Genomic DNA, 25,436 nt, shown 5'->3' with positions numbered 1-25,436 from the left:
AAACTGTTTTTACTGCTTAGTCTCGATAAATCTTGGTTAAGTCCTGATAGTGATCGATGCGACGATCACGAAGGTAAGGCCAAATTCGACGTATGTTTTCACTACGCGCTTGGTCTAATTCAACAACTAGTAATTGCTCATCGCTGTTGTTCGCTTCGGCTAAGATTTCACCTTGAGGGCCCGCGATAAACGAGTTCCCCCAGAACTGAATACCTTCACTTTGACCACTTGGATCACTTTCGTGACCAACACGGTTACAGCTGATCACAGGTACGCCGTTGGCAACTGCATGAGCGCGTTGCGAAATAACCCAGGCGTCTTTTTGACGTGTTTGCTCGTCTTTTTCATCACGCGGGTCCCAACCAATGGCTGTTGGGTAAATTAAAATTTCAGCACCGGCCATTGCCATTAAGCGTGCAGCCTCTGGGAACCATTGATCCCAACAAACTAACACGCCTAGTTTACCAACAGAGGTTTGAATAGGCTCAAAACCTAAATCACCCGGTGTGAAATAAAACTTCTCGTAAAAACCTGGATCATCAGGAATATGCATTTTACGGTATTTACCGGCAATGCTGCCGTCAGTTTCAAGTACCACAGCGGTATTGTGATAAAGTCCTGTAGCGCGCTTTTCGAATAATGATGACACGATCACCACATTAAGTTCTTTGGCAAGTGCACCTAAGGTGTCTGTGCTTGGACCCGGGATTGTTTCTGCTAAATCAAAAACGTCTACATCTTCGGTTTGACAAAAATACAAGCTACGGTGTAGCTCTTGAAGAACAATAAGCTTAGCGCCTTGGCTTGCTGCATCACGAATACCAGCAATTGATTTTGCCATATTGTCTTGAGCATTATCGGTGTTTGATTGCTGAACAAGAGCAACCTTTAAATGCGTTGGTTTAGTCATTGTTTGTTCCTGCTAAAAAGCCGCGCGGTAATTGCATTGTAATACAGTGTAAGCTGCCAAATTGGTGAATAATTGGCACACAATTAATACCCACAACAGTGTGATCTGGGTATGCTTTGGCAACCTGACCAAGCGCCAGTTGGTCGTTTTCGTCACCATAAATTGGCACTAAAACGGTTTTATTGATAATTAAATAATTAGCGTATGTGGCAGGTAATCTGTCACCATCTTCATCGAACACAGCTTTTGGCCAAGGTAAGGCAATCAGCGTGTAGTTTTCACCCTCTGCTGTTTTAAATGATTGCAGTTGCTTTTCCATTGCATCAAGGGCTGCAAAGTGCTCATCATCTTTATCGTCGCACTTAACATAAACAAGCGTATTGTTCGGGGCAAAACGTACCAGCGTATCAATATGGCTGTCGGTATCATCACCTGCAAGGTAACCGTGATCAACCCAAAGAAACGACGTAGCACCCAGTTGCTCGACCAGCGTTTGTTCTATATCTGCCTTTGTGAGTTCTGGGTTACGATTTGGGTTTAATAAGCACTCGCTGGTTGTAAGTAGCACGCCGTGTTCATTGATCTCGACGCCACCGCCTTCAAGAACCAGATCACTTTGCTGATAACCATTTTTAGGGCTCGCGACTTGATTTACAAGTACTTGATTAATTTGATTATCAAGATCACTTGCAAACTTATTGCCCCAACCATTAAAAATAAAATCCATTACTTTTAATTGAGTTGCGTCATCAATATTTGCACAGGTCAATGGGCCATGGTCACGTGCCCAAGTATCGTTACACGGTGTCACCACAAAGTGAATGCGATTAGCATCGACATCTGCATTTGCAAGTAAAGCTGCGATATGTGCTTTGAGAGCATTATCATGAGCTACAATCACAACATCTTGTTGTTGGCTTATTGCTTGGCAAAGTGCTACATACACAGGCTCAACAGCGGTTAAATTTGCTGCCCAATCTGTGTCTTGATGAGGCCAAGTGAGCATAACGGCATCTTGCTCAGCCCATTCAGGTAAAAGTCTAAATTTCATGAAGGTATTAAACAAACTAAGGTGGGGCTAGTTTAGCATTTTAGCCATAGATGTCAGCTTTTTGTGCGCGATAAAGCGTGATTTTTAACTGTCTTGCTGATTGTTTTCTTGCTGACGTTTTTTAAGTTGGCGTGTTTGTGCGTGCAGGGCTGCTCTTACGACTAAATCTTGGTCAGCATCGCGAATGGCAGTAAACAATAATGTGTATTGGTATTTATCATCATCACATTTTTCAATAGCCACTAATTCGGTATAGCAATAAATGGCAGATGCTTCGTGCTGCAAGAACAACTTAGTACGAAATGTTTGCCCTAATTCATACACATCAGCTGAGGTAAGTTTTACACCACCACCGCCATAACTATCGCAATAGTTTGCGTTATCGTCAGGCTGCTCTGAGGCTAAGATGTGGCTCATGATTAAATCAATTTTACGAGACTGCGCCTGTAAAAAGGCCGCCAGTTCTTGTGCAACATCACCTAGGTTACGCAGTGGTCGTAAGCTTGTTTGTTCAAGTTCGTTTACTTCGTTGGCAAGTTTAAATAGGGCAGGGATATCCGCTTCAAGTTCAGCATTGGTTTTTGGCACAGCACTTGGTTCAACCGCATATAAATTGACACGGTTGCTCTCGTTGATTTGAAAATACTGTTCAAATTCGGCTAATTTTTGATTATTCATGCTGTACTCCACACATCTTTCCTTAATACTAGCGTTCGAAGCAGTAAATTGCTAGTAATCAAATAATCAAAAAAAAGGGCAAACTCATTGTTTGCCCTTCATTTTTTACAGGTTACCCTCTTGGGTTTTGACATGTTCTTGTTGATGATGTTCTGCTATCTCATCAGCAAGCTCTTGTCTTGAACGTTTTTCAGTTAACTTACGCGCCGTTAACCAATAAAAGAACAGCGGCACAAAGAATACAGCAAGGAATGTCGCGGCCATCATACCGCCCATTACACCGGTACCAACACTATGACGGGCACCCGCACCTGCGCCAGAGCTAAGTACTAAAGGCACTACGCCTAAAATGAATGCAAGCGAAGTCATAATGATTGGTCGAAAACGTAAACGTGCAGCCTCAAGTGCAGCCGTACTTGCGCTCCAGCCTTGTTGATGTTTCATCAAGGCGTATTCAACAATAAGAATCGCGTTCTTACTGGCAAGACCAAGTAGTGTTACCAGACCAATTTGGAAGTACACATCGTTTGTCATGCCAACAACCCAAACCGCTATAAGCGCACCAAAGGTACCAAATGGCAGGGCAAGCATCACAGACAGTGGTAGTGACCAACGCTCATATAGCGCTGCTAGAATCAAAAATACCATGATCACAGCAAGGCCTAAGGCAATTCCTGTGGTGCCTGAACTGCGTTTCTCTTGGAATGCAGAGCCTGTCCACTCGTAGGTCATATTAGGTGGTAATACTGCTTGTGCAATACGTTCAACTTCAGCAATAGCTTGACCTGAGCTGTAACCCGGCGCTGCATTACCCATCAGTTTAACAGCAGGTAAGTTGTTATAACGATTTAGGTTTTCTGGGCCACGGCTATACTCGATAGTGGTAAAGGCTGAAAGCGGCACCATAGTACCTTGGTTGTTTTTAACATAGATACGGCCAATGTCATCAGGCTTCATTCTAAATTCAGCGTCTGCAGACATTAGTACTTGCCATGCGCGACCAAATTTATTGAAGTCGTTAACGTAATAAGTCCCTAAGTTACCTGCAAGAGCAGTGAACGCATCATCAATTTCGACACCCATGGCACGTGCTTGTTCACGGTCAACATCAACACGTAGCTGAGGTGCATCAGGGCGCCAAAGTGTTTGCAGGCCACTGATAATAGGGCTCTTTTGTGCTTCAGCTGTCATCAACTGCATTGCATGTTGAAGTTTGTCTGGGTCGCTATCACCTTTATTTTGAATATAAAACTCAAAACCACCTGTGTTACCTAAACCAAAAATAGCCGGAGGATTAAAGGCAAGAACGAGCGCCTCTTTAATACCTGCTGTTTTCATGAAGAGCTCTTGCACCAGCGCCTTGGTATCAACTTCACGCTCATCCCAATGCTTTTGCGTCACGAATAAAGTTGCAGCGCTGTTTTTGTAGCCGCCACCAATAAAGTCAAAACCGGTAAACGCCACAACGTTTTCGTTCGCTGGGTTTGATTGCACGGCCTCAACAACTTGCTGCGTGACTTGCTCAGTGCGCTCAAGCGATGAACCGTCAGGTAAGAAGATTGCTGAGATGTAATAACCTTGGTCTTCATCTGGCACAAGTGAACCTGGGGTGTTTTGCCAAAGGCCTATTGTTGCTGCAATCATACCTGTCATTAAGATAAGACCTAACAGACCGCGGCGCACCATAAAGCCAACAGCACCGACATAACGGCCGGTGATCTTGGTAAACATGTCGTTAAACCATAAGAAGAAGCGGGCAGTTTGCTTGTGTTCTTGCTTTAAAATAAGTACACAAAGCGCAGGTGTCATGGTTAATGCAACGACACCCGATAAACTTACAGCAATCGAAATAGTAATAGCGAACTGGCGGAATAGCTCACCGGTTAAGCCACCTAAAAACGCAATTGGCACAAACACTGAACAAAGTACTAAAACAATGGCTACTACAGGGCCGCTTACTTCGCCCATCGCTTTAACAGCGGCGTCTCTGGCACCTAGGCCTTCTTCGTGCATGATACGCTCAACGTTTTCAAGTACCACGATGGCATCATCAACAACAATACCAATCGACAGCACCATACCGAATAAGGTGAGTGAGTTAATTGAGTAACCCAGCATATACATGCCGGCAAATGTGCCCAGTAGTGATACTGGCACTGCAAGGGTTGGAATAAGCGTTGCGCGCCAGTTTTGTAAGAATAAATACACCACTAAGAATACCAATACCATGGCTTCAAGTAGTGTTTTTACAACTTCACGGATTGATACTTCAACAAAGCGGGTTGTGTCGTATGACGTTAAATGAGCAAGGCCGGTAGGGAACTGGCTTTTCATTTCTTCAATAACACTGTTTACTTCTTCAGCTACATCAAGAGCGTTTGCTCCTGGTTGCAAGAAGATACCTAACAGTACCGCTTCTTTACCGTTAATCGTTCCTTTGAAGTTATAGTCTTTTGAGCCGAGCTCAACGCGGGCTACGTCTTTTAAGCGTAAGCTACTGCCGTCTGTGTTTGAACGAATAATGATATTTTCAAATTGCTCAGGCTCAGACAAACGCCCTTGTGCAGTTACACTGTAAACCAGCTCTTGAGGAGATTGTGTCGTAGGCGTCGCACCAATTTTACCTGCCGCGTATTGCGAGTTTTGTACGCGAATTGCTCCTGCAATTTCTTCAACAGTGACACCTAATTGGCTCATCACATCAGGGCGCAACCAAATACGCATTGCGTAATCTTTGGCACCAAAAATTTGTACACTGGTAGTGCCAGGAATGCGTTTAACACGGTCAAGTACGTTCATAGTGACATAGTTTGATGTCCATAAACTCGAACGTGTTCCATCTGGTGAGTAAAAGGCATGAACTTGTAAAAAGCTAGAAGAACCTTTTTGAACCACCACACCTTGGCGGCGTGTTTCTTCAGGTAAACGGGCTTCAACCTGTTTAACACGGTTGTTTACGTTTACAGCTGCTTGGTCAACATCAGTGCCAATTTCAAAAGTAACTTCGATGGTGGTTGAACCTGCACTGGTTGACGTTGAAGACATATACATCATGCCTTCAACACCGGTAATGGCATTTTCAATCGGTGTCGCAACCGTTTGCTCAAGCACATCGGCAGATGCACCCGGGTAGGCTGCGGTTACTTGTACAACCGGTGGGGCTATTTCAGGATATTGCGCCACAGGTAAGCTGCGCATCGCAGCGAGGCCGGCAAGCACAATAACAATAGATATAACAAACGCAAAAATGGGTCTGTCTATAAAGTAACGAGAAAACATAAGACTCCCTGTGCTTATTCTGCGTGGCTTGGGTTAGCGGCAGGTTGGCCAACATTGACTGGCATACCCGGGAAGAAAATACGTGCCATGCCATCAACAATAACTTGGTCGCCTTCTTTTAAACCACTGCGAATTAACCAAAAGTTTTGGTATTGCTCGTTTTCTGGTTTTTTGATCCATTCACCTACAGTAACAGGGGCAGGTAAAGCGACATCCATACCTTGCTCGTTTTTACTTACTACATAAACAAACTTACCAGTGCCGTTATCAAGTACTGCACGTTGCGGAACGATGAAAGCGTTTTTGCGTACTGCACCACTTAACTCAACGCGCACGAATTGGCCCGGGCGAAGTTGAAAATCAGGGTTAGGAATAATTGCCTGAAACTCACTGGTACCTGTGTTTGGATTAATACGCACATCAGAGAAGTTAACTTCACCGGTTTGTCCGTATAAAGAGCCGTCTTGAAGTTTAATTTGTGTTTTCCAGTGGCCTTGCTCAGGTAAAGTCAGTGAGCCATTTTTAACATCTTGACGCATTTGTAGTTGTTCGCGCTCAGATAAGCCAAAGCGAATACGAATAGGGTCGAACTGAGTCATTTGAGTCAGTAATAAATCTGGTCCAGAAACATAGGTTCCTTCAGAAACAAACTCACGTCCCATTACACCTGCTACAGGGGCTTTTACTTGCGCATATTCAAGGTTTAGTTGCGCTTCTTTTAAGGCAACTTTTGCAGCGGCTAAATCAGTTTTAGCAATATCATTGGCTGAGCTTGCGTTATCGTAATCACGTTGTGAAACAGACTTTTCGGCACGTAGTTTAGCTAATCGTTTAACGTCACGATCAGCTTGAACAAGCGCTGCTTTTGCACCATCAAGTGCTGCTTGCGCACGATCAACCGCAAGTTGATAAGGTTCTAGGTCAATTGTAAACAGTGATTGGCCTTGCTCTACACGCTGACCTTCTTCAAAGTTGCGTGATTCAAGAATACCGGTGACACGGGCACGAACTTCAACCTCTTTTGAACCAGACAACGTCGCTGGCAGCTCAATAGTGAAAGGGGCATCGTGTGTTTCCATTGTCATAGTCGCGACAGCAGCGGGGTGCATTTGACCCTGTTGTTGCTGTGGCGCTTCAGAACAACCTTGCAGTAGCAAAGGAGCAGAAACTAATAACAACGCAGATAATGATAATTTGGCAGGTGCGAAAGGCAGACGCATGTTTACTCCACAGTCCAATTGTTAAGTAGGTATGCATAAAAAATAGTCTATTAGCATGAAAGACGTCACTATGCATATTCATTTAGCGTTTAGTTTATACCCAAAAAAGAGAAAGGTACACCCTGTAGTTTACTTTTTTGTTAGGCGCAAAAAAACGCAAAACATTTTCGCTTTGCGTTGATATAACGGTTTAAATCGCTTCTTACTTTTGAGCCAGTAATAAGGCTAACTCTTCTAGGTTTTTAACAATGTAGTCTGGTTGCTTTGCCAATGGGTAAAGCGCTTTACCGGGCCTTGCGATAAACGCTGTTTGCATACCCGCTTGTTTAGCGCCTGCAACATCCCAGCCGTGCGCAGCAACCATTAAAGCTTCGTGTGGCGCTACATTTAATTGTTCAAGCAACCACTTGTAAGCGCGCAGATCGGGTTTATACACTTTAATATCTTCAACACTGTAACGGTGAGTAAAGTAATCTGTTAAGCCAGCATGTTGAAACTGCGCTTTTACACCGTTATTTGACGAATTTGTGAAGCTGACCAGTTTATAATCTTGCTTTAATTGCGCCAACGCTGGTTTAACATCAGTATGGGCAGGTAAAGATAAAAGCGGTGGCACAATCGCTTGCTTTGCTTGCTCTTTAGTTAAGGAAATTTGATTATTACTTGCCACCATCATCAGTGCAGCAACGCCGATGTCAGCAAAGTCATGATAATCATTAGACACCGTACTCACTAAGGAATGATGCAGCATGGTCGAAAACCAAAGCGGTAATAGCTGGGTATTGCCATCAAGCGCTTTAGCGACCGAGCCTTGCATTTGTTCAAGATCAAGCAAGGTTTCGTTGACATCAAACACAATTACTTTTGGTTTTGCTTGGTGTTGAGACTCTGCCATTGTGCCTCCTGAGTAAGTTAGGGTTACCAATAAAACTAGACTAAAAAATGCTTTTTTAAACATGGTTTAGTGCCTTAACAGCGTTAAGAACATCTAAAGGCTCTGCTCTTAGAGTGTAATCTTCATGAGCAAATGCAAATTGAATCACCCCTTTGCTATCAATAACATAGGTTGCTGGTAGTGGTAATTCGTAGCTTTCGTCACCATTGGCTTTTGGAATATCTAAACCAAGTTGATGGTAAACAGGGATCAAGCGTTCATCTAAGGTGAATACCAAGCCACACTTTTTAGCCAAAGAGTTAGACACATCAGAAAGCACCGTATAAGCCAGCTCGTTTTGCTGTTGGGTAGACAGTGATTCATCAGGTAACTGCGGCGAAACAGCAATTAACTGTGCATTTTGATCAGCAAACGCTTGTTGCATATTGTTAAGTGCGCGAAGCTCTAAGTTACAATACGGGCACCAGCCACCACGGTAAAAACTCAGCACAAGCGGGCCTTTCGCTAGCAATTCTGATGAGCTGATTTGTTTGCCCTTGCTGTCGGGTAATTCAAATGCTGGAAACTTATCACCAACTTTTAAAGCATGTTTACTTAATTGCTCTGCAATCAGTTTTTCAGTCGTGACATCCATCAAATTTAAGATATCAGCTGGGACATTGGCTTTCTTTTGCACTTCAAATGCGTCGATTTGGGTTTTTAAAGACATACATACTCCAATCATTTTTTACAATTTGTAGTAAGTATAGAGTTTTAAATTTTTATATATACAATGAAAAACTGAAATCTAAATTCGAAAATATTGAATCAAAGCCATGTACAGTTTATGTGATTTAGAAACCTTTATTGCCATAGTTGAAAACCAAGGTGTGGTTGCCGCTGCTAAAGCTCAGGGCCTTTCACCTGCGACGGTTAGTCATCGATTAAGTAAGTTAGAAAAAGCGTTAAGTACAGTATTGTTGTTTCGTGATAGTCGGCGAATACGCTTATCTCCAGCAGGAGAGCTGTTCTATCAACGAGCTGGTGCCATTTTAGAAGCTTTATATGATGCTGAGCATCAAATTGGCGCTCGGGGCTCAGCAGTGACAGGGCTTTTGCGAGTTACTATGCCGCCTTGGGTCTTTTCAAAATTTGTGATGCCTGAGCTTGGCCATTTTGAACAGCAATTTCCCGACTTAAAACTCGATTTTATGATTACAGATCAATTTGTGAATATTGTTGATGATGCCCAAGATGTGGCTATTCGAGTAGGTCAGTTGGCAGATTCAAACCTGCTTTCTCGTAAGCTTGTTAGTAACTCTCGTATTTTGTGCGCAGCACCGAGTTATATTGAAAAATATGGGCAACCTAAGTCGGTGGTTGATCTTAAAGACCATTACTGGGTGTGTTTGCCATGGCAGCGACAGCTTAAGTTTAACGAAGGCGGGCAAATAGTTAATTATAATGCGAGAACGCGTTTTACTGTATCTAACTCAGATAACATGACACAGGCGGCGATTGCAGGCCATGGCATAGCGATTAAATCTTATATTGCAATTAAAGATGATTTAGCCGAAGGACGGTTAATCGAAATACTCCCTAATAGCCTCGTAGATGCTGACGCACCAGTGTGGTTTTTAAAACCACAAAACAGCCTAGTGACGCGCAAAACAGAGGTTTTTTATGAGTTTATGAAATCTTTGTTTACCTAAGGTACAAAAACTTAACAAATGGCTTGTAATTAAACTGAAATCTCGTACCCTAAAGCAATAAAAATATAATAAAGGTGAGTTAAGGATGACAGATCAAACTGGGGTTATCACCGCTTTTACCGAGATATCGAGCAAGCTTAGGCGCTTTGTATCACGTATCGTCAGCCCTGATGATGTAGAAGATATTGTGCAAGAGACGTTTATAAAAAGTTATGAAGCTGATCTTAAGCAAAATATCGAATATACTCACAGTTACATGCTGAAAACGGCTAAGCATTTGGCGCTTAATCATATCGCTAAATGGGACAATAAATACAAAGAATCGTTAGATGAACAACAGCAGGTTGAGCATCACATGCGTTCAATGGCACTTGAAGATGAAGTGACTTCTAAAGAGCGTTTTTTGTTTTTTTGCCGAGTGACTAACGAATTAAGCCCTCAGGTTAAAAAATGTTTTATCTTAAAAAAAGTCTATGGCTTAAGCCAAAAGGAAATTGCAGCTAAAATGAGTCTTAGCGAAAGTACTGTTGAAAAACATATAGCCAAAGGCTTATTACATGTTCACCGAGCAATGAAATCACACGACGTACAACCACAGGCATTTACCCCAACCACAGAGTTCACTGCAAAAGAGGTGAACAAATGAGTAATGTTCATCCATTTTCATCAAAAGACATGATTCAAGAGCAGGCGAGTCAATGGATCAGTGCAATTGATCGTGGCCTATCTAAAGATGAAGTAAGCCAATTACATTTGTGGGCTCACCAAAGTGCGGCTCATCAAGAGGCATTATTTGAACTTGCGACCTTATGGGATGAAATGAGTGTACTTAACGAGTTAAGTAGCTTATTTCCTTATAAAGCACCGCAAAAACAACCTGCAGTGTTTGGTATGGCAACCGCTGCCAGCTTTTTAGTAGCGATGCTGCTTGGTTCTATCATGCTTATTTATTCAAGCTATTGGCAAAGTGAAGAAAACGATTACGCCAAATTTAGCAAAATTTACCGCACCAAAGTGGGTGAGCAAGCTGAATTTGTGCTACCAGACAGCACTATTGTTCAGCTTAATACCAATACTAAACTCGAAGTTGCCTACTCAGGCGATCGCCGGCAGTTGATTTTGAGCCGCGGTGAAGGGCGCTTCAATGTTGCCAAAGATCCGAGCCGTCCGTTTACGGTTATTGCTGGTGATAAATCATTTACTGCACTTGGTACAGTGTTTAATGTTCAGCGAAATACCGCTTCAGACTTAGAGCTAGTGGTGACTGAGGGCAAGGTGATGATTGCTGATCCGAGTACTCTGGTTGATGCTAGCGACTTTAATCGTTTAAAAGATGCCTCAGATAACAGTGCAGATATTAAAGCGCTTCGCGCTAATGTTGTTGTATCTGGTGAGAAAGCACTAATAAAACAAAGTAAAACAGAGCCAATTAAACAGTTATCGGTTGATGACGTACAACGTGATTTAGCATGGCAACAAGAAATGCTGATTTTTAATGGCGAGTCTTTAGGCGAAGCTCTACAAGAAGTAAGCCGTTATACTGCCACACGTTTTGAATTAAATGATCCAGAGCTTGCCTCATTAAAAGTGGCTGGTGTGTTTAAAACTGGCGACATTAAAGGTTTGCTTGATTCTTTACAGGCCAACTTAGGTGTAGAACATCAACGTTTAGGTGAACATCGTGTTAGCTTAACTATCGCTGCAAAAGGTTAGTTCTGTCTATGAGAATACGCCAATGTAATGATGTTAATTGTGCGCCACCTTCTCGTCACAAAAAATTAATTAAAAAAAAGTTAAATTTACATAGCGGATTTTTCTTCCTCACTTGTTTGTTTAAATTGCGCAGTAAGCAATTGCCGTTGTTACCTGCCTCTTTTGTTATTTATGGCCTCACAGCAGGCCAAGTAGCAATAGCGGCTGAAAAACAGATGCTGCAATTTGACATCAAAGCGCAACGAGCTGATTTGGCGTTAATCGAATTTGCAAAGCAAACCGAACAAACAGTCATTTTTTCTTTCGAATTAGCAAAGCAATATCAAGCGCAATCTGTGTTTGGCTTTTACACCAAACTTGATGCACTGAATGCGATGCTAGAAGGCACTGAGCTCGATGCGGTTGTTGATCAACAAGGCTTGCTGAGTATAAAACTCAAACAAGTAGATAGGATAGATAATAACATGATCAAAGTATCAGGGGTCAGCGCTGCAGTCGTGCCATTACTGCTTGCCGCCAATACGCAAGCGTTAGCAGAAGATCAATCAGCAGAACAAAACATCGAAAAAATTGCCGTTGTCGGTAGCCGTGTAGCAGGACGCTCGGTTGAAGATTTACCGGTTCCGGTTGATATTTTAAGTGCCGAAGCACTCGAGAATACAGGTCAAACAGAAGTAGGCCGTATGCTTCAGGCTATTGCACCGTCTTTTAACTTTTCAAGCTCGTCTATCAGTGATGGTACTGATGCACTTCGCCCTGCAACATTACGTGGCTTAGGGCCAGATCAAACCTTAGTTCTTATCAATGGTAAACGCCGCCACCAAGCGAGCCTTATTCACATTAATACGTCAGTAGGTCGTGGTACGGCGGGTACCGACATGAATGCTATTCCTGCTGCTGCAATCAAACGTATTGAAGTATTACGTGATGGTGCTGCTGCGCAATATGGTTCAGATGCCATTGCAGGTGTTATTAATATCGTATTAAAAGACGCTGAAGAGGGCGGTAAAGCAGCGATTAATTACGGTGAGTATTCAGAAGGCGATGGCGAAACTGTGACTGTTGATTTCAACAAAGGTTTTGCTTTAGGTGACGAAGGTTATTTAAATACCACAATCAACTACCGTGACCGTGCGCCTACAAACCGTGCTGGCCTTCATGGCTCATGTCAATTTTACGGCTGTACTGAACTTGATGATGGTACGCTATTAGCAGGCGACCCTCGTGAGTTAACGGCACCTCGTGATACGTTTAGAATTGGTGATGCAGATTCACAGCAATTTGCTCTAACCGTTAATACTGGCTATGAGCTTGCTGGTGGTGAGCTATATGGCTTTATCACTTATTCAAATCGTGAAAATGAATCAGCTGCGTTTTTCCGTCACAACGCAAATGCTAATGGTAACCCTGTATTACAAGATGGTGATGCAACCATTCCTATGGGTTTCTTACCAAAAATTAATACTGTAATTGATGACGTGTCTTATAACTTTGGTTATAAAAAATCGTTCGATAATGACTCAAGCATTGATTTATCGTACACCTACGGTGAAAACAGCATTGATTACACAACTAGTGACACTATCAATGGCTCTTACGCTAACTACCTTCGCTATGACCAAGGTTTAACGGCTGATGAAATTCGTGCCACTATTCCGCGTTCAGCATATGCATATGGCCTTGAATTATCACTGCAAACTCTAAACCTTGATTACACCAAAGATTACGACAACTTCTCATTAGCACTAGGTGCTGAGCTTCGTACTGATGAGTTCCGTATTCTTGAAGGTACCGAATACGCATACCGTGATTACGATACAGTTGATGGTGTGAGCATCTATTCTGGCTTGAATGGCGGGGTTGGTAGTGTTGACGCTGCAAGCGGCACGCAAGGTTTTGGTGGTTCAGATCCGGCATCATCAGTTGATGAGTCGCGCGATGTGATCTCATTCTATATGGATGCAGAAACCTATGTTATCGATGATGTAATTATTTCAGGTGCGGTACGTTACGATAACTACAAAGGTTTTGGTGACACAGTTAACTTTAAGTTAGCGGGTAACTGGTCTGTCACTGAAGATGTGTCTCTACGTGGTGCATTAAGCACAGGTTTTAGAGCACCTTCTATGCAACAACTTTACTTTAATAACGTAAGTACTCAGTTTGTTGTAGGCGATGACGGCAGCTTAGTGGCTGAGCAAGTAGGTACGTTCAGAAACGACAGTACTTTAGCGCAATCAATTGGTATTCCTAAGCTAAAAGAAGAGAAATCACAAAACCGTAGTTTAGGTATTGTGTATAACGTAACCGACAATATCAATTTAACCATTGATTACTACTCGATTGATATCGACGACCGTATCGTTATTTCTAACCGTTTAGGTAAAGGTTTATCAGATACGCTAGATGCTGCACTTGAAAGCTCAGGCGCAGGTGCGGGTCAGTTCTTCTTAAATGGTGCAGACACAGAAACAGAAGGTGTTGATTTAGTTGCCACATGGAACACAGAAGGTCTTGGCGGTACGCTAGATTTCACCTTTGCTGCTAACTTCACTAAAACAGATGTAGTTGATTTATTTACGCCATCAGGCAGTGGCCTTGAGACTATTCCGGTAGAAGATGTGTTTTCTGCCCAAGAAACATCAATTATTGAAGAATGGCAACCAGAAGACCGCATTAACTTAAGTGCGCTTTACCGTTTAGAAGATTGGACTGTAAACCTATCTCTAAACCGTTACGGCGAATACACAGTTGAAGATGGTGGCCGTCAAACATACGGTGCTGAAATCTTAACTGATGTTAAAGTTAACTACTTCTTTAACGAAAACCTGTCATTTAACATTGGTGCAAATAACTTATTTGATGTTTACCCAGATAAGAACACCATTGGTAATTCACGCTCGGGTACGATTGTTGATGCTAGCGGCAACACAATTGTTTCAAGCCCTGGTGTATTCACTTACTCACGTCGTTCAGCACCATTTGGTTTTAACGGTGCGTACTACTACGTAGGTGCAGAGTACAAGTTCTAAACTCCCTTTAGATTCCTTTATTATTTAACTTGCAAAGGGCCGTTAGGCCCTTTTTTAGTGCAGTCATAAAAACTTCACTTTTTTTATCAACATAAATCCCTAATAATATCTGGACTAGACCAGATTTAGGCGATATTAAAAATGAATGAATACTTACTGTTAACTCCTGGCCCATTAACAACATCGGATACTGTAAAACAAGCGATGTTAAAGGATTGGTGTACATGGGATGACGATTATAACTTAGGTGTTGTACAGGCTATTCGTAGCAAACTTGTAACTTTAGCCACTAAAAGCAATGACTATACGTGCACATTAATGCAGGGCAGTGGCACTGCGAGTGTAGAAAGTGCTTTAGGTAGTTTAGTCGCAAATGAGCATAAGTTATTGATAATAAACAATGGCGCGTATGGTAAACGGATGGCAGAAATTGCCCAGTATTTAGGCATTGACCATTGTGTTTTAAATTACACTGAAACTCAGCTACCAAACTGCGACGACATTGAAAAAACACTCTTGAGCGATGAAAAAATTAGTCATGTTGCAATGGTGCACTGCGAAACGACGACTGGCATGCTAAACCCAGCAAAGCAAGTTGGCGAACTATTATTACGCCATAACAAAGTGTATATTTTAGACGCTATGAGCAGCTTTGGTGGCGTACCGTTTGACTTAGCAGATTGGCACATTGATGTAATGATAAGCTCATCTAATAAGTGTATTCAAGGTGTTCCAGGTTTTGGTTTTGTTATTTGCAAACGTGACTTAATTGAAGACTCTCAGGGTGTTGCACGTTCGTTGTCACTTGATTTACATGCACAGTGGCAGTGTATGGAGAACAACCAAGGTAAATGGCGTTTCACATCTCCTACACATGTTGTACGCGCATTTCATCAAGCTCTTATTGAATTAGAACAAGAGGGTGGTATTGCAGCACGTCATAAGCGTTATAAAAACAATCAGCAACTCTTAGTGACTGCGATGAGAGATTTAGGTTTTGAAACACTCTTAGATGAGAGCTTACATTCACCGATTATCACCTCATTTTATTCTCCAACAGCAAATGGGTATGACTTTAAAGAGTTTTATTTGTTGCTTAAAAACCAAGGGTTTGTGATTTACCCAGGTAAGGTGTCAGATGCTGATTGCTTTAGAATTGGCAATATTGGTCATGTGTTCGAAAACGATATTACACGTTTAATTAAAGCAATATCAAACAGCAGATATTGGTTATAAAGAATGTTCACCCGTGTAAAGGCTTTGTTTAACAAAGCCTTTTTTCATTTATTGCCTTAGTGACCTTCGACAGTCATTTCAATGGCATTATGCAACCAATACTCAATATTGTAATCCACTAAACTTCCTAGTTCATCAAAGCGTTTACGAATAACTTTTAAACAGGGAGTACCACTATTTTTTTGCAATACCTGTGCTACATCGTCAGGAAGGACAGTCACACTAATTGCGCACTGCTCATTGACTACATTTGTTGCGTATTGATTTGCCATTATTTGTGTTATCGAGCCATTTAGGTTGTGCTCAGCAAGGCCATCAAAACGCGCAGCATCACAAAAAATATCTTCAAACATCACTAAGCGCTCATCAAGGCTGCGGGCACGTTGCAAATGGTGCAAAGTTGATGCAGAAAATTCTGCTTTTAAATCATGATTGCTAATTTCTTGATGGCTAATCACTTGGGTATCAGCAACAAAGCCTTGTTGTTTTGCCAGTTCATAAAAGTTTACTTTAGTGGCAGGGTTCCACTTAAGTTTTGTTGGCGTTACAAACCAACCACGGCGCGTTTGGCTATAGATCAATCCTTCAGCTTCTAAACGAAGTAGTGCCTCACGGACTGTAATACGGGTCGAGTTAAATTGTTCTTGTAACAAACGCTCAGAAGGGAGCTTGTCACCCGTGTTCAGAGTCCCTTCGCTTAGTAATTGATGTATGTAATTTCTGATTTGTTGATATAAAAGCATACCGTGCCTTTTTGCTAAATACAGCTTTAGCTTAACTGATAATAAAAGGATTTATAACGTTTGATTATGAAATTAAATAGTTATCTAAGTAATCTAGCCAAAAAGAAAGTGGTTCAATATGCATATTTGGATCTTTTGCACAGTCGTCAAGTTCTCTTAATTGTAAAATTTCTTCAAAATATGGCTGGGCTGCAAATTGATTAGCTTGTTGTAACGACAAAGGGCCACCTTGTTGTTGCAAGGTGAGTGTACTGGCAGGCGAAAGTGTTTGCTCATAACCAGCATTCTTTGCGACTAAATAGCGTTTAGCTTGAACATGTTGAGAAACCATGGCAACGACAGCAGCATTAAAGTTATTTTCTTTTAAAAAAATTGCGCCAAGCTCGCAGTGATTCACATATCCTTGCTTGGTCATCGTGAGATTTTGCTGCTGTGCGATTAAATGCCCAATATCATGTAAAAATGCAGCAACGACAGTATCAGCGCTTAATTTTTGCTGCAATGCAAGCCCAGCGCACTGGGCTGCATGAGAATACTGAGTACAAATTTCGTCATAGTGTTGGTAACCAAACTGCTCAAATAAATAACGGATCTGTGTAATTGTTGGTTGGTGTGTAATGGTCATCTTAAAAAAGCTCTACGATTTCATATCAACTTTTCCTGCGCTGCCTATGAAGCTGGCAAGATACGTATCTATTTGATTTACATGCGTGTTATTGTCTTCTGCTCGTTCTTTACGACGAATTGCATTACGAATTAGGTAAGCGCCGACAGTTCGAAAGGGCTCAACTACAAAGTTGTCTAATGCTTGATTTACAAGGCCACAGTGTTGCCAAACAGGTGCATTTTTTAAGATTAAAGCACACAGAATATTAGCCCCTAAAAAAGACTGTACGACGCCATTACCAGAATAACCCCCGGCGTAGATAACGTTTGCTTGATTATTCAAATGTCCAAAAAACGGGAAGCCAGTGACACTTCGGTCAGAAGGGCCTGTCCAAGTTCGATCAATTTCAAAATTATGGTTAGGGAAAAAGTGTGATAAAGAGTTATTTAATAGCGTTTGATAGCGACTCGGTTGCTCAAATTTATCACTCATTCTGTTTGCGAAGCTAAAATAATTTCCGCCTTTGCCTAGCATTAATCGACCATCAGTAGTGGTGCGGTAATAGTTTACAAAAATACGGGAGTCTATTATTGCAGCGCCATGATTGAGACTTAAATGCGCAAGGGTTTCAGGCATCGGTTTAGTAATTGCCATATCGCTTGAAACCAGCACGATATTGCGTTGAAACTGCGGTTTTAGGGTAGGGAGCCACGCATTAACGGCAAATACAAGATGATTAGCACAAATATTACCTTGGTTTGTTTCAACATTTAGAGGGGACTGTCCGCTATGTGCTTTGTACTGGCACTGTTCAATAATTTTAACGCCTAAACTTTCAGCGACCTGTTTTAAACCACGAACTAATTTTGCCGGCTGAATACTACCACCATGAGGTGAATAATGACCGCTAATATTGGCGGCTGACCCTGTATTGATGAGTGTTTGAGTATCACAGTGTTGCCACGCATTAAGATTATTATCCTCAAGCATTTTTATTGCGGGGGTTAACAAGTGCTTTTGTGCTTCATTTGAGGCGGTGTAATAACAGCCATCAATTCGACAATCGCAGTCGATACCGTGCTGACGAACAAACTCTGCAATTTGATGAACCGCTGACTCAGACTCTTTGACTAAAAACAGTGCCTTTTCGAGACCAACTAACTTACTTAAACTGGGCAGCTTAGTTGACCAAGTTAACATTGCACCGCCATTTCTCCCTGATGCGCCTTGCCCGCAAAAGCCTTTTTCAATGATGGTAACTTTTAAATTAGCTTGTTGCTGCTTGAGTTTGATAGCAGTCCAAAGACCCGTAAAGCCACCACCTATGATACATACATCGCAATGGTGCTTCGTAGGTAATGCAAGAGGAAGCGCATTGGCTTCCTCTTGCATTGCGTTATCAAACCAAAAAGGTTGAAACTGCATTATGGGCGCTCCCCTCGGCTTAGTTTGGCATCAATCTGCATTAAAACAGTTTCAATATCAGCCAGCGAGTCAACCACGAAATGCGCACCTGCAGAGTACAAGCTTTGGTAAGCTTGACGTGTCAGTTGCTGCTTTTGTTCAGCACTACAAGCTTGCCACTCTTGTTCTGTTAAGCCGACAGCATTACCGCTTAATGCGAGGCCAATTGTCCACATGCCGGCATTCAAACCTTCTTCGATGCCGGGGGCAGAATCATCAATTTTGATACAGTTAGCGACTTTTTTAATGCCTAAAGCATTTACATTTTCAAGAGCCATCCAAGGGCCAGGGCGAGAACCGGCTTTAAGGTCGTCACTTGCTACCCAATGATCTGGTTGATAGCCATAGTCTGCAGCGGCACTGACTAACACTTCCATAACTTGGCGAGGATAGCCCGAACAACTGCCTACTTTGATGTTTTGCTGTTTTAAGCGATTGATCACTTCAAGCGCACCAGGAATAGGCATTGCTCTGTCTGCTACTTTTGCCTTTTGCAATGGCATGAAAGTTTGATAGATGTGATCAATATCTGAGTCTGACATTGCTCGGCCAAACTGTGAGTGCCAGCGTGAAGCAACTGACTCCAATTTTCCAAGTGTGGCAATGTGATCCCATTTTCCCATACCCATTGGAATACGCGCTTCTGCAAGTGAAATCTCAAAGTCATAAGCTTGTTTAAATGCTTCAACAAAAATGGTGGTAGGGGCAACTGAGCCATAATCCACGACAGTTCCAGCCCAATCTAAAATGATAGCTTCTATGTTTTTCATAAGATTCTCTTTTAATTGTTTCAGGTAACAACCTGTTTTGAGTGATGAGTTCGAATAGGGGATAAACGTACTGTGAAATAACACAGTGAACATGAAACTAAAGCGGCGGCTACAATGCCAACTAAGTAACAAGCATTAATAAAGAAGTTAAGCCAACTGAGCTCAGGCATAGCAAACGTTCTGTACAGTAAGATACTGACAGAGCCAAGATAGCCAGCAGAATCAGCAAGATAGATTAAAAAACCAGCATTAGCGACGGAGCCAACGGCTGAAATCATTCGGTCAAATAGAAAACAGTTATACGGGATGTAACTGATATAGAGACCTGAACCAAGTAATACCATCCACGCTTTTGCGGATATCAAGTTAGCTTCAAAAGCAAAGGTACTCGATAATAACAAAGCGGCACCGAATAAAATAAAGCCGTGATTGACATAAAATGCGGTTTTGTTGTTTTTTACCAAAACCATCGCACCTAATGCGATAAGGACAATAAATGACATTCTGATCCCCGCGTAGGCGAAAATGGCAGGTTCTTCACCATGGCCAAGAGCTTGCCAAATTTCAGCTGCAAAATTGTCACGGAAATCACGGAAACCAGTAAACAGCATAAAGCTTAAAATGAGGCAGCTAATACCAAACCAATATTGTTTAAAAAATTGCCAACGTGCTTTGCCATCCATAGGTAAGCGTTTTTGTCTTGCTTGTTCGTCCTCTGCTGTTGGTTCTGGAATGAGGGTTAAGCATTTAACACTAAACAATAGCAGCGGGAAAAATAGCGCACCTGTCGCTGCAGGCATCCATAGCTCAGGTACATTTAGTGTATCAATAAGCCATTTGCCTACACTGCGAACAAGGCCTGATGCCAATATAAATGTGACACTCAAAATTGCGCCTAGAATTTCACTGGTTTTTCTTCCTTCAAGAAAGCTAAAAACAAGTCCCCAAATCATGCCTAGTGAGAGGCCATTAAAAAATAGCCAAATAACATTTAACCCAATCGGAGTGATAGCAAATAACACCAGCGATATTTCTGCAGCGGCAATAAGGCCAATAATTGTTAAACCTCGTTGCTGATGCTGCATCTCTGAAATAACTTTTATGCCAATAAATTTAGCGCATAAATAGCCAAAAACTTGCGCCAAAATCAGTGCAATTTTAAAGCTTACCTGCCAACTCGGATCGTCGAATTCAGTGTAACTATTTGCAGTGAATGGCTTACGAAATGCGTACATAGAAAAGTAAGTGAGAAATGCAGCACTGGCTGCAAATAACACAAAACCGGTTCCTTGGGCACGTTTAAGCCAATTAGGGTGTGAAAACATTAGGTATCCTTTGCGGGGCAATGGCCCCGCATACAACTCAAAGACTGATTAGAACTGATAATTAAAGCCAACCATGCCGCGTACACCGTAGTACTCTACTTGTAGAGGACGGCTTTCATCGCCTAGGTAGTATTTAAGAGGCTCGTTGGTTAAGTTATTCAGTTCGAGGTAGACTAATGCGTTTTCGTTAAGCTGATATGACGTCGTAAAATCAACGCTTGTATTGTCGCCATAATAGCTGTCAAATTGTTTGCTGCTGCCATGCTCTTCAATGTATTCACCTTTGAAGTTAACGGCTAATCGAGCTGCAAAATGTGTGTTATCGTAATACACCGTAAAGTTGTAGAGACTATCTGCTTGGCGAGGAATTGAGACTTTGTCTGCGCGACCAGGAATCGTCATTTCTGAATCCATGAAGGTCGCATTAGCCATGATGCCAAAGTTATCTAGTTCAGGTGTAATAAAACCTAAATCACGATTAAACGCCACCTCGAGGCCTGCAAGCCATGCGCTATCGCCATTTTCAGGGCGAATAATATTAACCCCAGTGTTATTGCCGAACTCTCCTATAGAGCTACTTTGAAAAATAGGATCGGTAATATCTTTATAAAATACCCCCAGAGAAACTAACCCTAAGCGGTCAAAGAAGTATTCAGCCATTAAGTCGACATTATTTGAATAAGTCGGCTCTAAATTTGGGTTACCAGAAGTTAATTCGTTGTCTGCTTCTAAGTAAGTCGCCCCTGGAGTTAATGAGCCAAAGTCAGGACGAGCAAAAGAGCGAGTTAATGCGAGTCGATAATTGGTTTGGCTGTTAGGGTGGTAGGTTAAATGCAATGCAGGTAACACAGACAAGTAGTCATTGTTTGCTTTAACGCTTTCGACTTTATCTTCATCTGCAAGGTAAATATAACCGTCAACTTCGGTGTCTGTTTGAGTTAAACGAAGACCTGTTAGCATTTCCCAATTAGCGTTAATGGTATATGTTGCCATACCATATAAAGATGCATGTTGTTCATTAACATCAAAGTTTCTGCCAAGCGCTCCACCATTTTCGATTAAAGCAGATTCACTCTTATCAAGGACAAACTTGCCTTTATTGTTATTCCAAAAATTTGCTAAGTCATCAGTACTTGCAACTTGCGAAAACTGACTTTGATAATCGTAAGAAAGCTCGCTTAAATAGTCACTTCGGCCCGGTTGGTCCGCTAATGTAAAATCACTCAGAGTAGGGGCTGCGCCATAGTTTTCAGTATCCCATGCATAAAATTCATCGCTGAACCTAGCAACGCGTTCTTTATCGCGATATTTTGCACCTACTTTAACAATAAGGTCGCTATTGAGCTGCCACTCAAAGTCTAAAGCGGCAACAATTTTATCTTTTTCATTCACCTTAATTTTATATAGTTCGACCCACGATAAGCCCATTTGGCTTGGATCAAACGAAAAGCCACTTGGTAGATGAGTGCTGATTTGGTCCCATGGATCTGAGCCACCATCAATCGTGTTATAAGCGTAGTTTTTGCCTGTATCTCTGTCTTCAAGGCCTTCGTAACCGACATTTTTTTGGTCAAATCGAACTACAAAATAACTGTTATCTTCGCTGTTAGGCGTGTTGCCATACCTAAATTCGTTTTCATAGCTAGATAAAGACCAATTTAATGTTTTGTCGTAACCAAAGAAATGCTCACCAGCAAACTCAAAGCCAGTCATTTCTGTTATGAGCTCATTTCTTATATGTTGTAGCTCTGCTCTGTCTTTATCAAAACGCATACGATGCTTATAGTGCGTTTCATCGTCGATTAGTGTGCCGTACATGGCACTCGCACTAATACTGCCTTGTTCTAGCTGGTATTCAACAGAACCATTTAAACCGTAAGTTTCACGAGTTCCGGTGTAATCTCTTAGCTCTAAACGATAAATTCCTAAACCATCATTTCCTCTACGAGGCTCAAAGTTATCTGTTGCCCAGTCCCGTTGCCAAGCTGTTGCGTTAATTAAAAAACCTAATTTGTCATTTAAGATGCGATCGCCATAAAGTAAGTTGGCAGAGTAGTTATTTCCATCAGCTAGTTCATTTTGACCGAGTGCTAAATTGGCATTAAATACAAAATCATCAGGTGCTTTTTTGGTTATAAAGTTAACGTTACCACCAATAGCATCTCCCTCCATTTCTGGCGTTAATGCTTTTGATACCTCAACAAATTCAATAAGCTCACTCGGGAAAAAGTCAAACGCAGTGGCGCGGCTGGTGGTTTCTTCTTCTGCAGTTGGTAATCGGTTGCCATTGATTGTTGCAGAGCTCCACTGCGCAGGTAAGCCGCGAACAGCAACAAATCGGCCTTCGCCTTGATCGCGTTCTATAGAAACACCAGAGATGCGTTGAACTGCTTCAGCTGCGTTACGGTCTGGCAACTTACCGATGCCATCAGCTGAAATAACATTTTTAATATTTTTAGCATTTTTTTGGCTATTGGCCGCAGCCATTTCACCACGTTGAATTTGACCAACAGCAACGACTTCTTCAATGGTGTTAGCTGAATTATCCATCACAATAGGAGACAGTAATTTAACTTCATTGTTGCTTATCTCAACATCCACAATCTGGCTGCTATAACCCATATACGAAACTTCAAGTTGGTAGCGACCTGCATCTAATTTAGCAAGCTCAAACTTACCATCATAATCAGTCACTGTTGATTGATTTGTGCCAACGACTTTAACCAAAGCACCTGGCAAGCGATTACTATGATCTGTGATAGAGCCTTGAATTTTTGCATCAGTGGCAAAAGCGCTATGCGCTGATAAAAATGGGTAGCTGCACAAAAAAACAGCTGTGCTGAGTGTACGTCGTTTAATCATCTGTTGAGCCTCTTATTTTTAAATTTATCTGGACTAGACCAGATTTGTTGCAGACAATAATAGAGAGGCTTTTTTACAAAGATGTGACGGTTTTTTATTTTTAATATTAAAAAAGGGTCAAATGACCCTTTTAGGTAAGTTATAGAGACGTGCTTATAGAAATTGGCACATCTTGATATTGTTTTATTTTATCAAGCAAGGTGACCAAGGTTTTGTGGCTGCTTTGCTCACTTGCTGTTACTTGCACATTGGTCATTTCAAACTGTGCGGCAAATAACGCAAGGTTAGCGATTATCTGCTCTGGTGTGATAAGCCGGTTTGCAAAGTAAATACTGTCGTTTTCAGTAATAGTAAATTGCGCTTGTTTTTTAGGGTTTTCAAGACTTGGTTTTGCTAAAGGGCGATTGACTTCAATAGCGCGCTCTTTAACAAATGAGGTTGTGACGATAAAAAATATCAGCAAGATAAACACAATATCGAGCATTGGAGTCATATCTACATCAGCGTTTGCAGTGGTTTTTTTATGTTGTTTCACCATAATTAGGTCCTTGTTGTTTTTGACCAAGCCACAAAAGTTACGATTAAGTGGACTAGCCATAGACGTGATTAATACCACGGATTATTTTTAAAATGCTGGGCGCCACAGCAGTTTTTAGGATCCTAAATTTAAAGTTAGCAGCTTTTAAAAAAACGGTAGTTAAATAAATATTCTAAGTTTATTAAATGTTTGTAGCGTTTTTGTAGGTAAAAATATTTATTAGCTTTGATGAAATGATTTTCAGGTTAGTCAGGTCATTTTTGTTGGAACTAAGTTTAAAGGATGGATAAATGCTAAAAATTAAGTCTTTAGTTTGTGCTATGTGCCTTGTATTACCAACAGCAAGTTTTGCCGAACAACCAGTAAATGGGCAAGATTTTATAAATTTATTTGAGAAGCTGTCAGGTAAGCAGCCCGGTATCAGAAAAGGTCACGCCAAAGGGGTGTGCGCTGTTGGCACATTTACACCTAATCAAGCAGCAAAACAGTATTCAATCAGCCCTTTATTTAACGCACCGTCAAAAGCAAATATTCGTTTTTCTATGGGTGGTGGTAACCCTCATGCTGATGAAACATCACGTTCTCCACGCGGAATGGGGGTGCAGTTTGTGCTAGAAAATGGTGATGTGCATAATATTGCAGGGCTTACTACGCCAGTATTTGCAGGGAACAGCCCAGAAGCATTTTTTGGTTTGCTAAGTACCTTAGTACCTGACGAAAAAACAGGTCAAATCGATTTTGCGAAAGTAAAAGCATACAGAGAACAAAACCCGAGTACCTTAGGACAATTTAATTGGCTACAAAGTCATAACCCGCCAGCATCGTATGTGTCTTCGCGTTATTTTGGTGTGCATACCTTTTACATGGTTGATGAAAAGGGCGCTAAACATGCCTTTAGATGGACCATGGTGCCAGAAGAGCCAGAACAGGTGCTAACAGAAGAGCAAATGAAAACCTTCCCTAAATCATTTCTGGCTAAGCGACTTGAAGAAGATTTAGCAAAAGGGAAGGTTCATTATCGTTTTCAAGCTGAATTAGCTGAGCCGGGTGATACATTAACTGACCCTTCAGTGCAATGGCCTGCGGATCGCAAAACAATTAATTTAGGAAAACTCACCATAGAATCAACAGGTGAGTCAGGCTGCGATCTTACTAATTATGACCCAAACCTGTTGTCTAAAGGCTTTATGCCAAGTGATGACAAAGTACTTAAACTACGCTCAACAGCTTATGCGATTTCATTTGCAAAGCGTTTGACGGGTAAATAAGTCTTAAATGTATCTGTCAGGTTTGATTAAAAGGAATTAATAAATCTGACAGGTATGTATGAGTGAGAAGCAGACTGCCGGCTAAACTCGTTTTTGGACAGAATGTATGGTACGCCCCGTTTTGCAAGTTAATAACTAAAAATAACGGAGATGG

20 protein-coding genes are annotated in these 25,436 nt (G+C 41.7%); 6 read left to right on the top strand and 14 right to left on the bottom strand.

The genetic code is table 11. The features are described 5' to 3' along the window. Positions 1-16 precede the first annotated feature (16 nt). The 7 genes from VRK28_RS01110 to VRK28_RS01080 all read right to left on the bottom strand — a co-directional run bounded on the left by VRK28_RS01110 (position 17) and on the right by VRK28_RS01080 (position 8,742). Positions 17-910, bottom strand: a complete 894-nt coding sequence (locus tag VRK28_RS01110; protein WP_054553061.1) for a carbon-nitrogen hydrolase — start codon at positions 908-910, stop codon at positions 17-19. Further along, positions 903-1,961, bottom strand: a complete 1,059-nt coding sequence (locus tag VRK28_RS01105; protein ID WP_332393133.1) for an agmatine deiminase family protein — start codon at positions 1,959-1,961, stop codon at positions 903-905. Before VRK28_RS01105 ends, VRK28_RS01110 begins: the two co-directional genes overlap by 8 nt. Positions 1,962-2,045: 84 nt before the next feature. Then, positions 2,046-2,639: a PilZ domain-containing protein gene (locus tag VRK28_RS01100; RefSeq protein ID WP_058584935.1), complete on the bottom strand. Its 594-nt coding sequence runs from the start codon at positions 2,637-2,639 to the stop codon at positions 2,046-2,048. Positions 2,640-2,744: 105 nt separating this feature from the next. Then, positions 2,745-5,918 (bottom strand): efflux RND transporter permease subunit, encoded by a 3,174-nt coding sequence (locus VRK28_RS01095; RefSeq protein ID WP_062565233.1) that lies wholly within the window; start codon positions 5,916-5,918, stop codon positions 2,745-2,747. Positions 5,919-5,932: 14 nt separating this feature from the next. Next, a complete protein-coding gene (locus tag VRK28_RS01090) occupies positions 5,933-7,138 on the bottom strand; it encodes an efflux RND transporter periplasmic adaptor subunit (RefSeq protein ID WP_054561341.1) in 1,206 nt (401 codons plus the stop codon). A 202-nt stretch (positions 7,139-7,340) separates the two neighbouring features. After that, a complete protein-coding gene (locus VRK28_RS01085; protein WP_332393132.1) occupies positions 7,341-8,033 on the bottom strand; it encodes a haloacid dehalogenase type II in 693 nt (230 codons plus the stop codon). A 55-nt stretch (positions 8,034-8,088) separates the two neighbouring features. Then, entirely contained in the window at positions 8,089-8,742 is a 654-nt protein-coding gene (locus tag VRK28_RS01080; RefSeq protein ID WP_332393131.1) for a peroxiredoxin-like family protein, read from the bottom strand. 106 nt (positions 8,743-8,848) lie between these two features. Between VRK28_RS01080 and VRK28_RS01075 the strand changes: the two genes are divergently transcribed. From VRK28_RS01075 to phnW, 5 genes are all read left to right on the top strand, one after another. Continuing rightward, positions 8,849-9,724 carry a LysR family transcriptional regulator gene (locus VRK28_RS01075; protein WP_332393130.1) on the top strand — a complete coding sequence of 292 codons (876 nt, stop codon included), beginning with the start codon at positions 8,849-8,851 and terminating at the stop codon, positions 9,722-9,724. An 85-nt stretch (positions 9,725-9,809) separates the two neighbouring features. Continuing rightward, a complete protein-coding gene (locus tag VRK28_RS01070; RefSeq protein ID WP_055021034.1) occupies positions 9,810-10,370 on the top strand; it encodes an RNA polymerase sigma factor in 561 nt (186 codons plus the stop codon). Then, positions 10,367-11,437: a FecR family protein gene (locus tag VRK28_RS01065; RefSeq protein ID WP_130166452.1), complete on the top strand. Its 1,071-nt coding sequence runs from the start codon at positions 10,367-10,369 to the stop codon at positions 11,435-11,437. The genes VRK28_RS01070 and VRK28_RS01065 overlap by 4 nt, the downstream gene beginning before the upstream one ends. A 125-nt stretch (positions 11,438-11,562) precedes the next feature. Further along, the gene (locus VRK28_RS01060) at positions 11,563-14,469 is read left to right on the top strand and encodes a TonB-dependent receptor plug domain-containing protein (protein WP_442961229.1); all 2,907 of its coding nucleotides are present in this window, start codon (positions 11,563-11,565) and stop codon (positions 14,467-14,469) included. Positions 14,470-14,610: 141 nt separating this feature from the next. After that, the gene (gene phnW, locus VRK28_RS01055; RefSeq protein WP_332393127.1) at positions 14,611-15,705 is read left to right on the top strand and encodes a 2-aminoethylphosphonate--pyruvate transaminase; all 1,095 of its coding nucleotides are present in this window, start codon (positions 14,611-14,613) and stop codon (positions 15,703-15,705) included. A gap of 56 nt (positions 15,706-15,761) precedes the next feature. Here phnW and VRK28_RS01050 read toward each other — a convergent pair whose 3' ends face one another. The 7 genes from VRK28_RS01050 to VRK28_RS01020 all read right to left on the bottom strand — a co-directional run bounded on the left by VRK28_RS01050 (position 15,762) and on the right by VRK28_RS01020 (position 24,014). Continuing rightward, the gene (locus VRK28_RS01050; protein ID WP_063527497.1) at positions 15,762-16,448 is read right to left on the bottom strand and encodes a UTRA domain-containing protein; all 687 of its coding nucleotides are present in this window, start codon (positions 16,446-16,448) and stop codon (positions 15,762-15,764) included. 64 nt (positions 16,449-16,512) lie between these two features. Beyond that, complete coding sequence (locus tag VRK28_RS01045) at positions 16,513-17,073, bottom strand: HD domain-containing protein (RefSeq protein WP_062565240.1); 561 nt, start codon at positions 17,071-17,073, stop codon at positions 16,513-16,515. 12 nt (positions 17,074-17,085) lie between these two features. Beyond that, positions 17,086-18,480 (bottom strand): FAD-dependent oxidoreductase, encoded by a 1,395-nt coding sequence (locus tag VRK28_RS01040; protein WP_332393126.1) that lies wholly within the window; start codon positions 18,478-18,480, stop codon positions 17,086-17,088. Beyond that, positions 18,480-19,289 (bottom strand): phosphonoacetaldehyde hydrolase, encoded by an 810-nt coding sequence (gene phnX, locus VRK28_RS01035; RefSeq protein ID WP_332393125.1) that lies wholly within the window; start codon positions 19,287-19,289, stop codon positions 18,480-18,482. Before phnX ends, VRK28_RS01040 begins: the two co-directional genes overlap by 1 nt. A 20-nt stretch (positions 19,290-19,309) precedes the next feature. Then, on the bottom strand, positions 19,310-20,614 hold the full coding sequence (locus VRK28_RS01030; protein ID WP_332393124.1) for a DUF5690 family protein: 1,305 nt from the start codon (positions 20,612-20,614) through the stop codon (positions 19,310-19,312). 48 nt (positions 20,615-20,662) lie between these two features. Further along, positions 20,663-23,476, bottom strand: a complete 2,814-nt coding sequence (locus tag VRK28_RS01025; protein WP_332393123.1) for a TonB-dependent receptor — start codon at positions 23,474-23,476, stop codon at positions 20,663-20,665. A gap of 139 nt (positions 23,477-23,615) precedes the next feature. Further along, positions 23,616-24,014: an ExbD/TolR family protein gene (locus VRK28_RS01020; protein ID WP_055021032.1), complete on the bottom strand. Its 399-nt coding sequence runs from the start codon at positions 24,012-24,014 to the stop codon at positions 23,616-23,618. Between the two features lie 290 nt (positions 24,015-24,304). On the opposite strand from VRK28_RS01020, the gene VRK28_RS01015 reads away from it, so the two are divergent. Continuing rightward, the gene (locus VRK28_RS01015) at positions 24,305-25,282 is read left to right on the top strand and encodes a catalase family peroxidase (RefSeq protein ID WP_332393122.1); all 978 of its coding nucleotides are present in this window, start codon (positions 24,305-24,307) and stop codon (positions 25,280-25,282) included. Positions 25,283-25,436: the final 154 nt, after the last annotated feature.

The sequence above is a fragment of the Pseudoalteromonas sp. P80D2 genome (assembly GCF_036680945.1).
Classification (GTDB): Bacteria; Pseudomonadota; Gammaproteobacteria; order Enterobacterales; family Alteromonadaceae; genus Pseudoalteromonas; species Pseudoalteromonas shioyasakiensis.
Note: the sequence above shows the minus strand (reverse complement) of the source record. Positions and strands in the feature narration are given on the sequence as shown.

Excerpts from the sequence above, each read along its gene's own strand:
- VRK28_RS01015 (WP_332393122.1), top strand. The coding sequence starts at position 24,305 with ATGCTAAAAATTAAGTCTTTAGTTTGTGCTATGTGCCTTGTATTACCA.
- VRK28_RS01095 (WP_062565233.1), bottom strand. The coding sequence starts at position 5,918 with ATGTTTTCTCGTTACTTTATAGACAGACCCATTTTTGCGTTTGTTATA.
- VRK28_RS01090 (WP_054561341.1), bottom strand. The coding sequence starts at position 7,138 with ATGCGTCTGCCTTTCGCACCTGCCAAATTATCATTATCTGCGTTGTTA.
- VRK28_RS01075 (WP_332393130.1), top strand. The coding sequence starts at position 8,849 with ATGTACAGTTTATGTGATTTAGAAACCTTTATTGCCATAGTTGAAAAC.
- VRK28_RS01070 (WP_055021034.1), top strand. The coding sequence starts at position 9,810 with ATGACAGATCAAACTGGGGTTATCACCGCTTTTACCGAGATATCGAGC.
- VRK28_RS01105 (WP_332393133.1), bottom strand. The coding sequence starts at position 1,961 with ATGAAATTTAGACTTTTACCTGAATGGGCTGAGCAAGATGCCGTTATG.
- VRK28_RS01020 (WP_055021032.1), bottom strand. The coding sequence starts at position 24,014 with ATGGTGAAACAACATAAAAAAACCACTGCAAACGCTGATGTAGATATG.
- VRK28_RS01110 (WP_054553061.1), bottom strand. The coding sequence starts at position 910 with ATGACTAAACCAACGCATTTAAAGGTTGCTCTTGTTCAGCAATCAAAC.
- VRK28_RS01065 (WP_130166452.1), top strand. The coding sequence starts at position 10,367 with ATGAGTAATGTTCATCCATTTTCATCAAAAGACATGATTCAAGAGCAG.
- phnW (WP_332393127.1), top strand. The coding sequence starts at position 14,611 with ATGAATGAATACTTACTGTTAACTCCTGGCCCATTAACAACATCGGAT.
- phnX (WP_332393125.1), bottom strand. The coding sequence starts at position 19,289 with ATGAAAAACATAGAAGCTATCATTTTAGATTGGGCTGGAACTGTCGTG.
- VRK28_RS01040 (WP_332393126.1), bottom strand. The coding sequence starts at position 18,480 with ATGCAGTTTCAACCTTTTTGGTTTGATAACGCAATGCAAGAGGAAGCC.
- VRK28_RS01025 (WP_332393123.1), bottom strand. The coding sequence starts at position 23,476 with ATGATTAAACGACGTACACTCAGCACAGCTGTTTTTTTGTGCAGCTAC.
- VRK28_RS01080 (WP_332393131.1), bottom strand. The coding sequence starts at position 8,742 with ATGTCTTTAAAAACCCAAATCGACGCATTTGAAGTGCAAAAGAAAGCC.
- VRK28_RS01085 (WP_332393132.1), bottom strand. The coding sequence starts at position 8,033 with ATGGCAGAGTCTCAACACCAAGCAAAACCAAAAGTAATTGTGTTTGAT.
- VRK28_RS01045 (WP_062565240.1), bottom strand. The coding sequence starts at position 17,073 with ATGACCATTACACACCAACCAACAATTACACAGATCCGTTATTTATTT.
- VRK28_RS01030 (WP_332393124.1), bottom strand. The coding sequence starts at position 20,614 with ATGTTTTCACACCCTAATTGGCTTAAACGTGCCCAAGGAACCGGTTTT.
- VRK28_RS01100 (WP_058584935.1), bottom strand. The coding sequence starts at position 2,639 with ATGAATAATCAAAAATTAGCCGAATTTGAACAGTATTTTCAAATCAAC.
- VRK28_RS01050 (WP_063527497.1), bottom strand. The coding sequence starts at position 16,448 with ATGCTTTTATATCAACAAATCAGAAATTACATACATCAATTACTAAGC.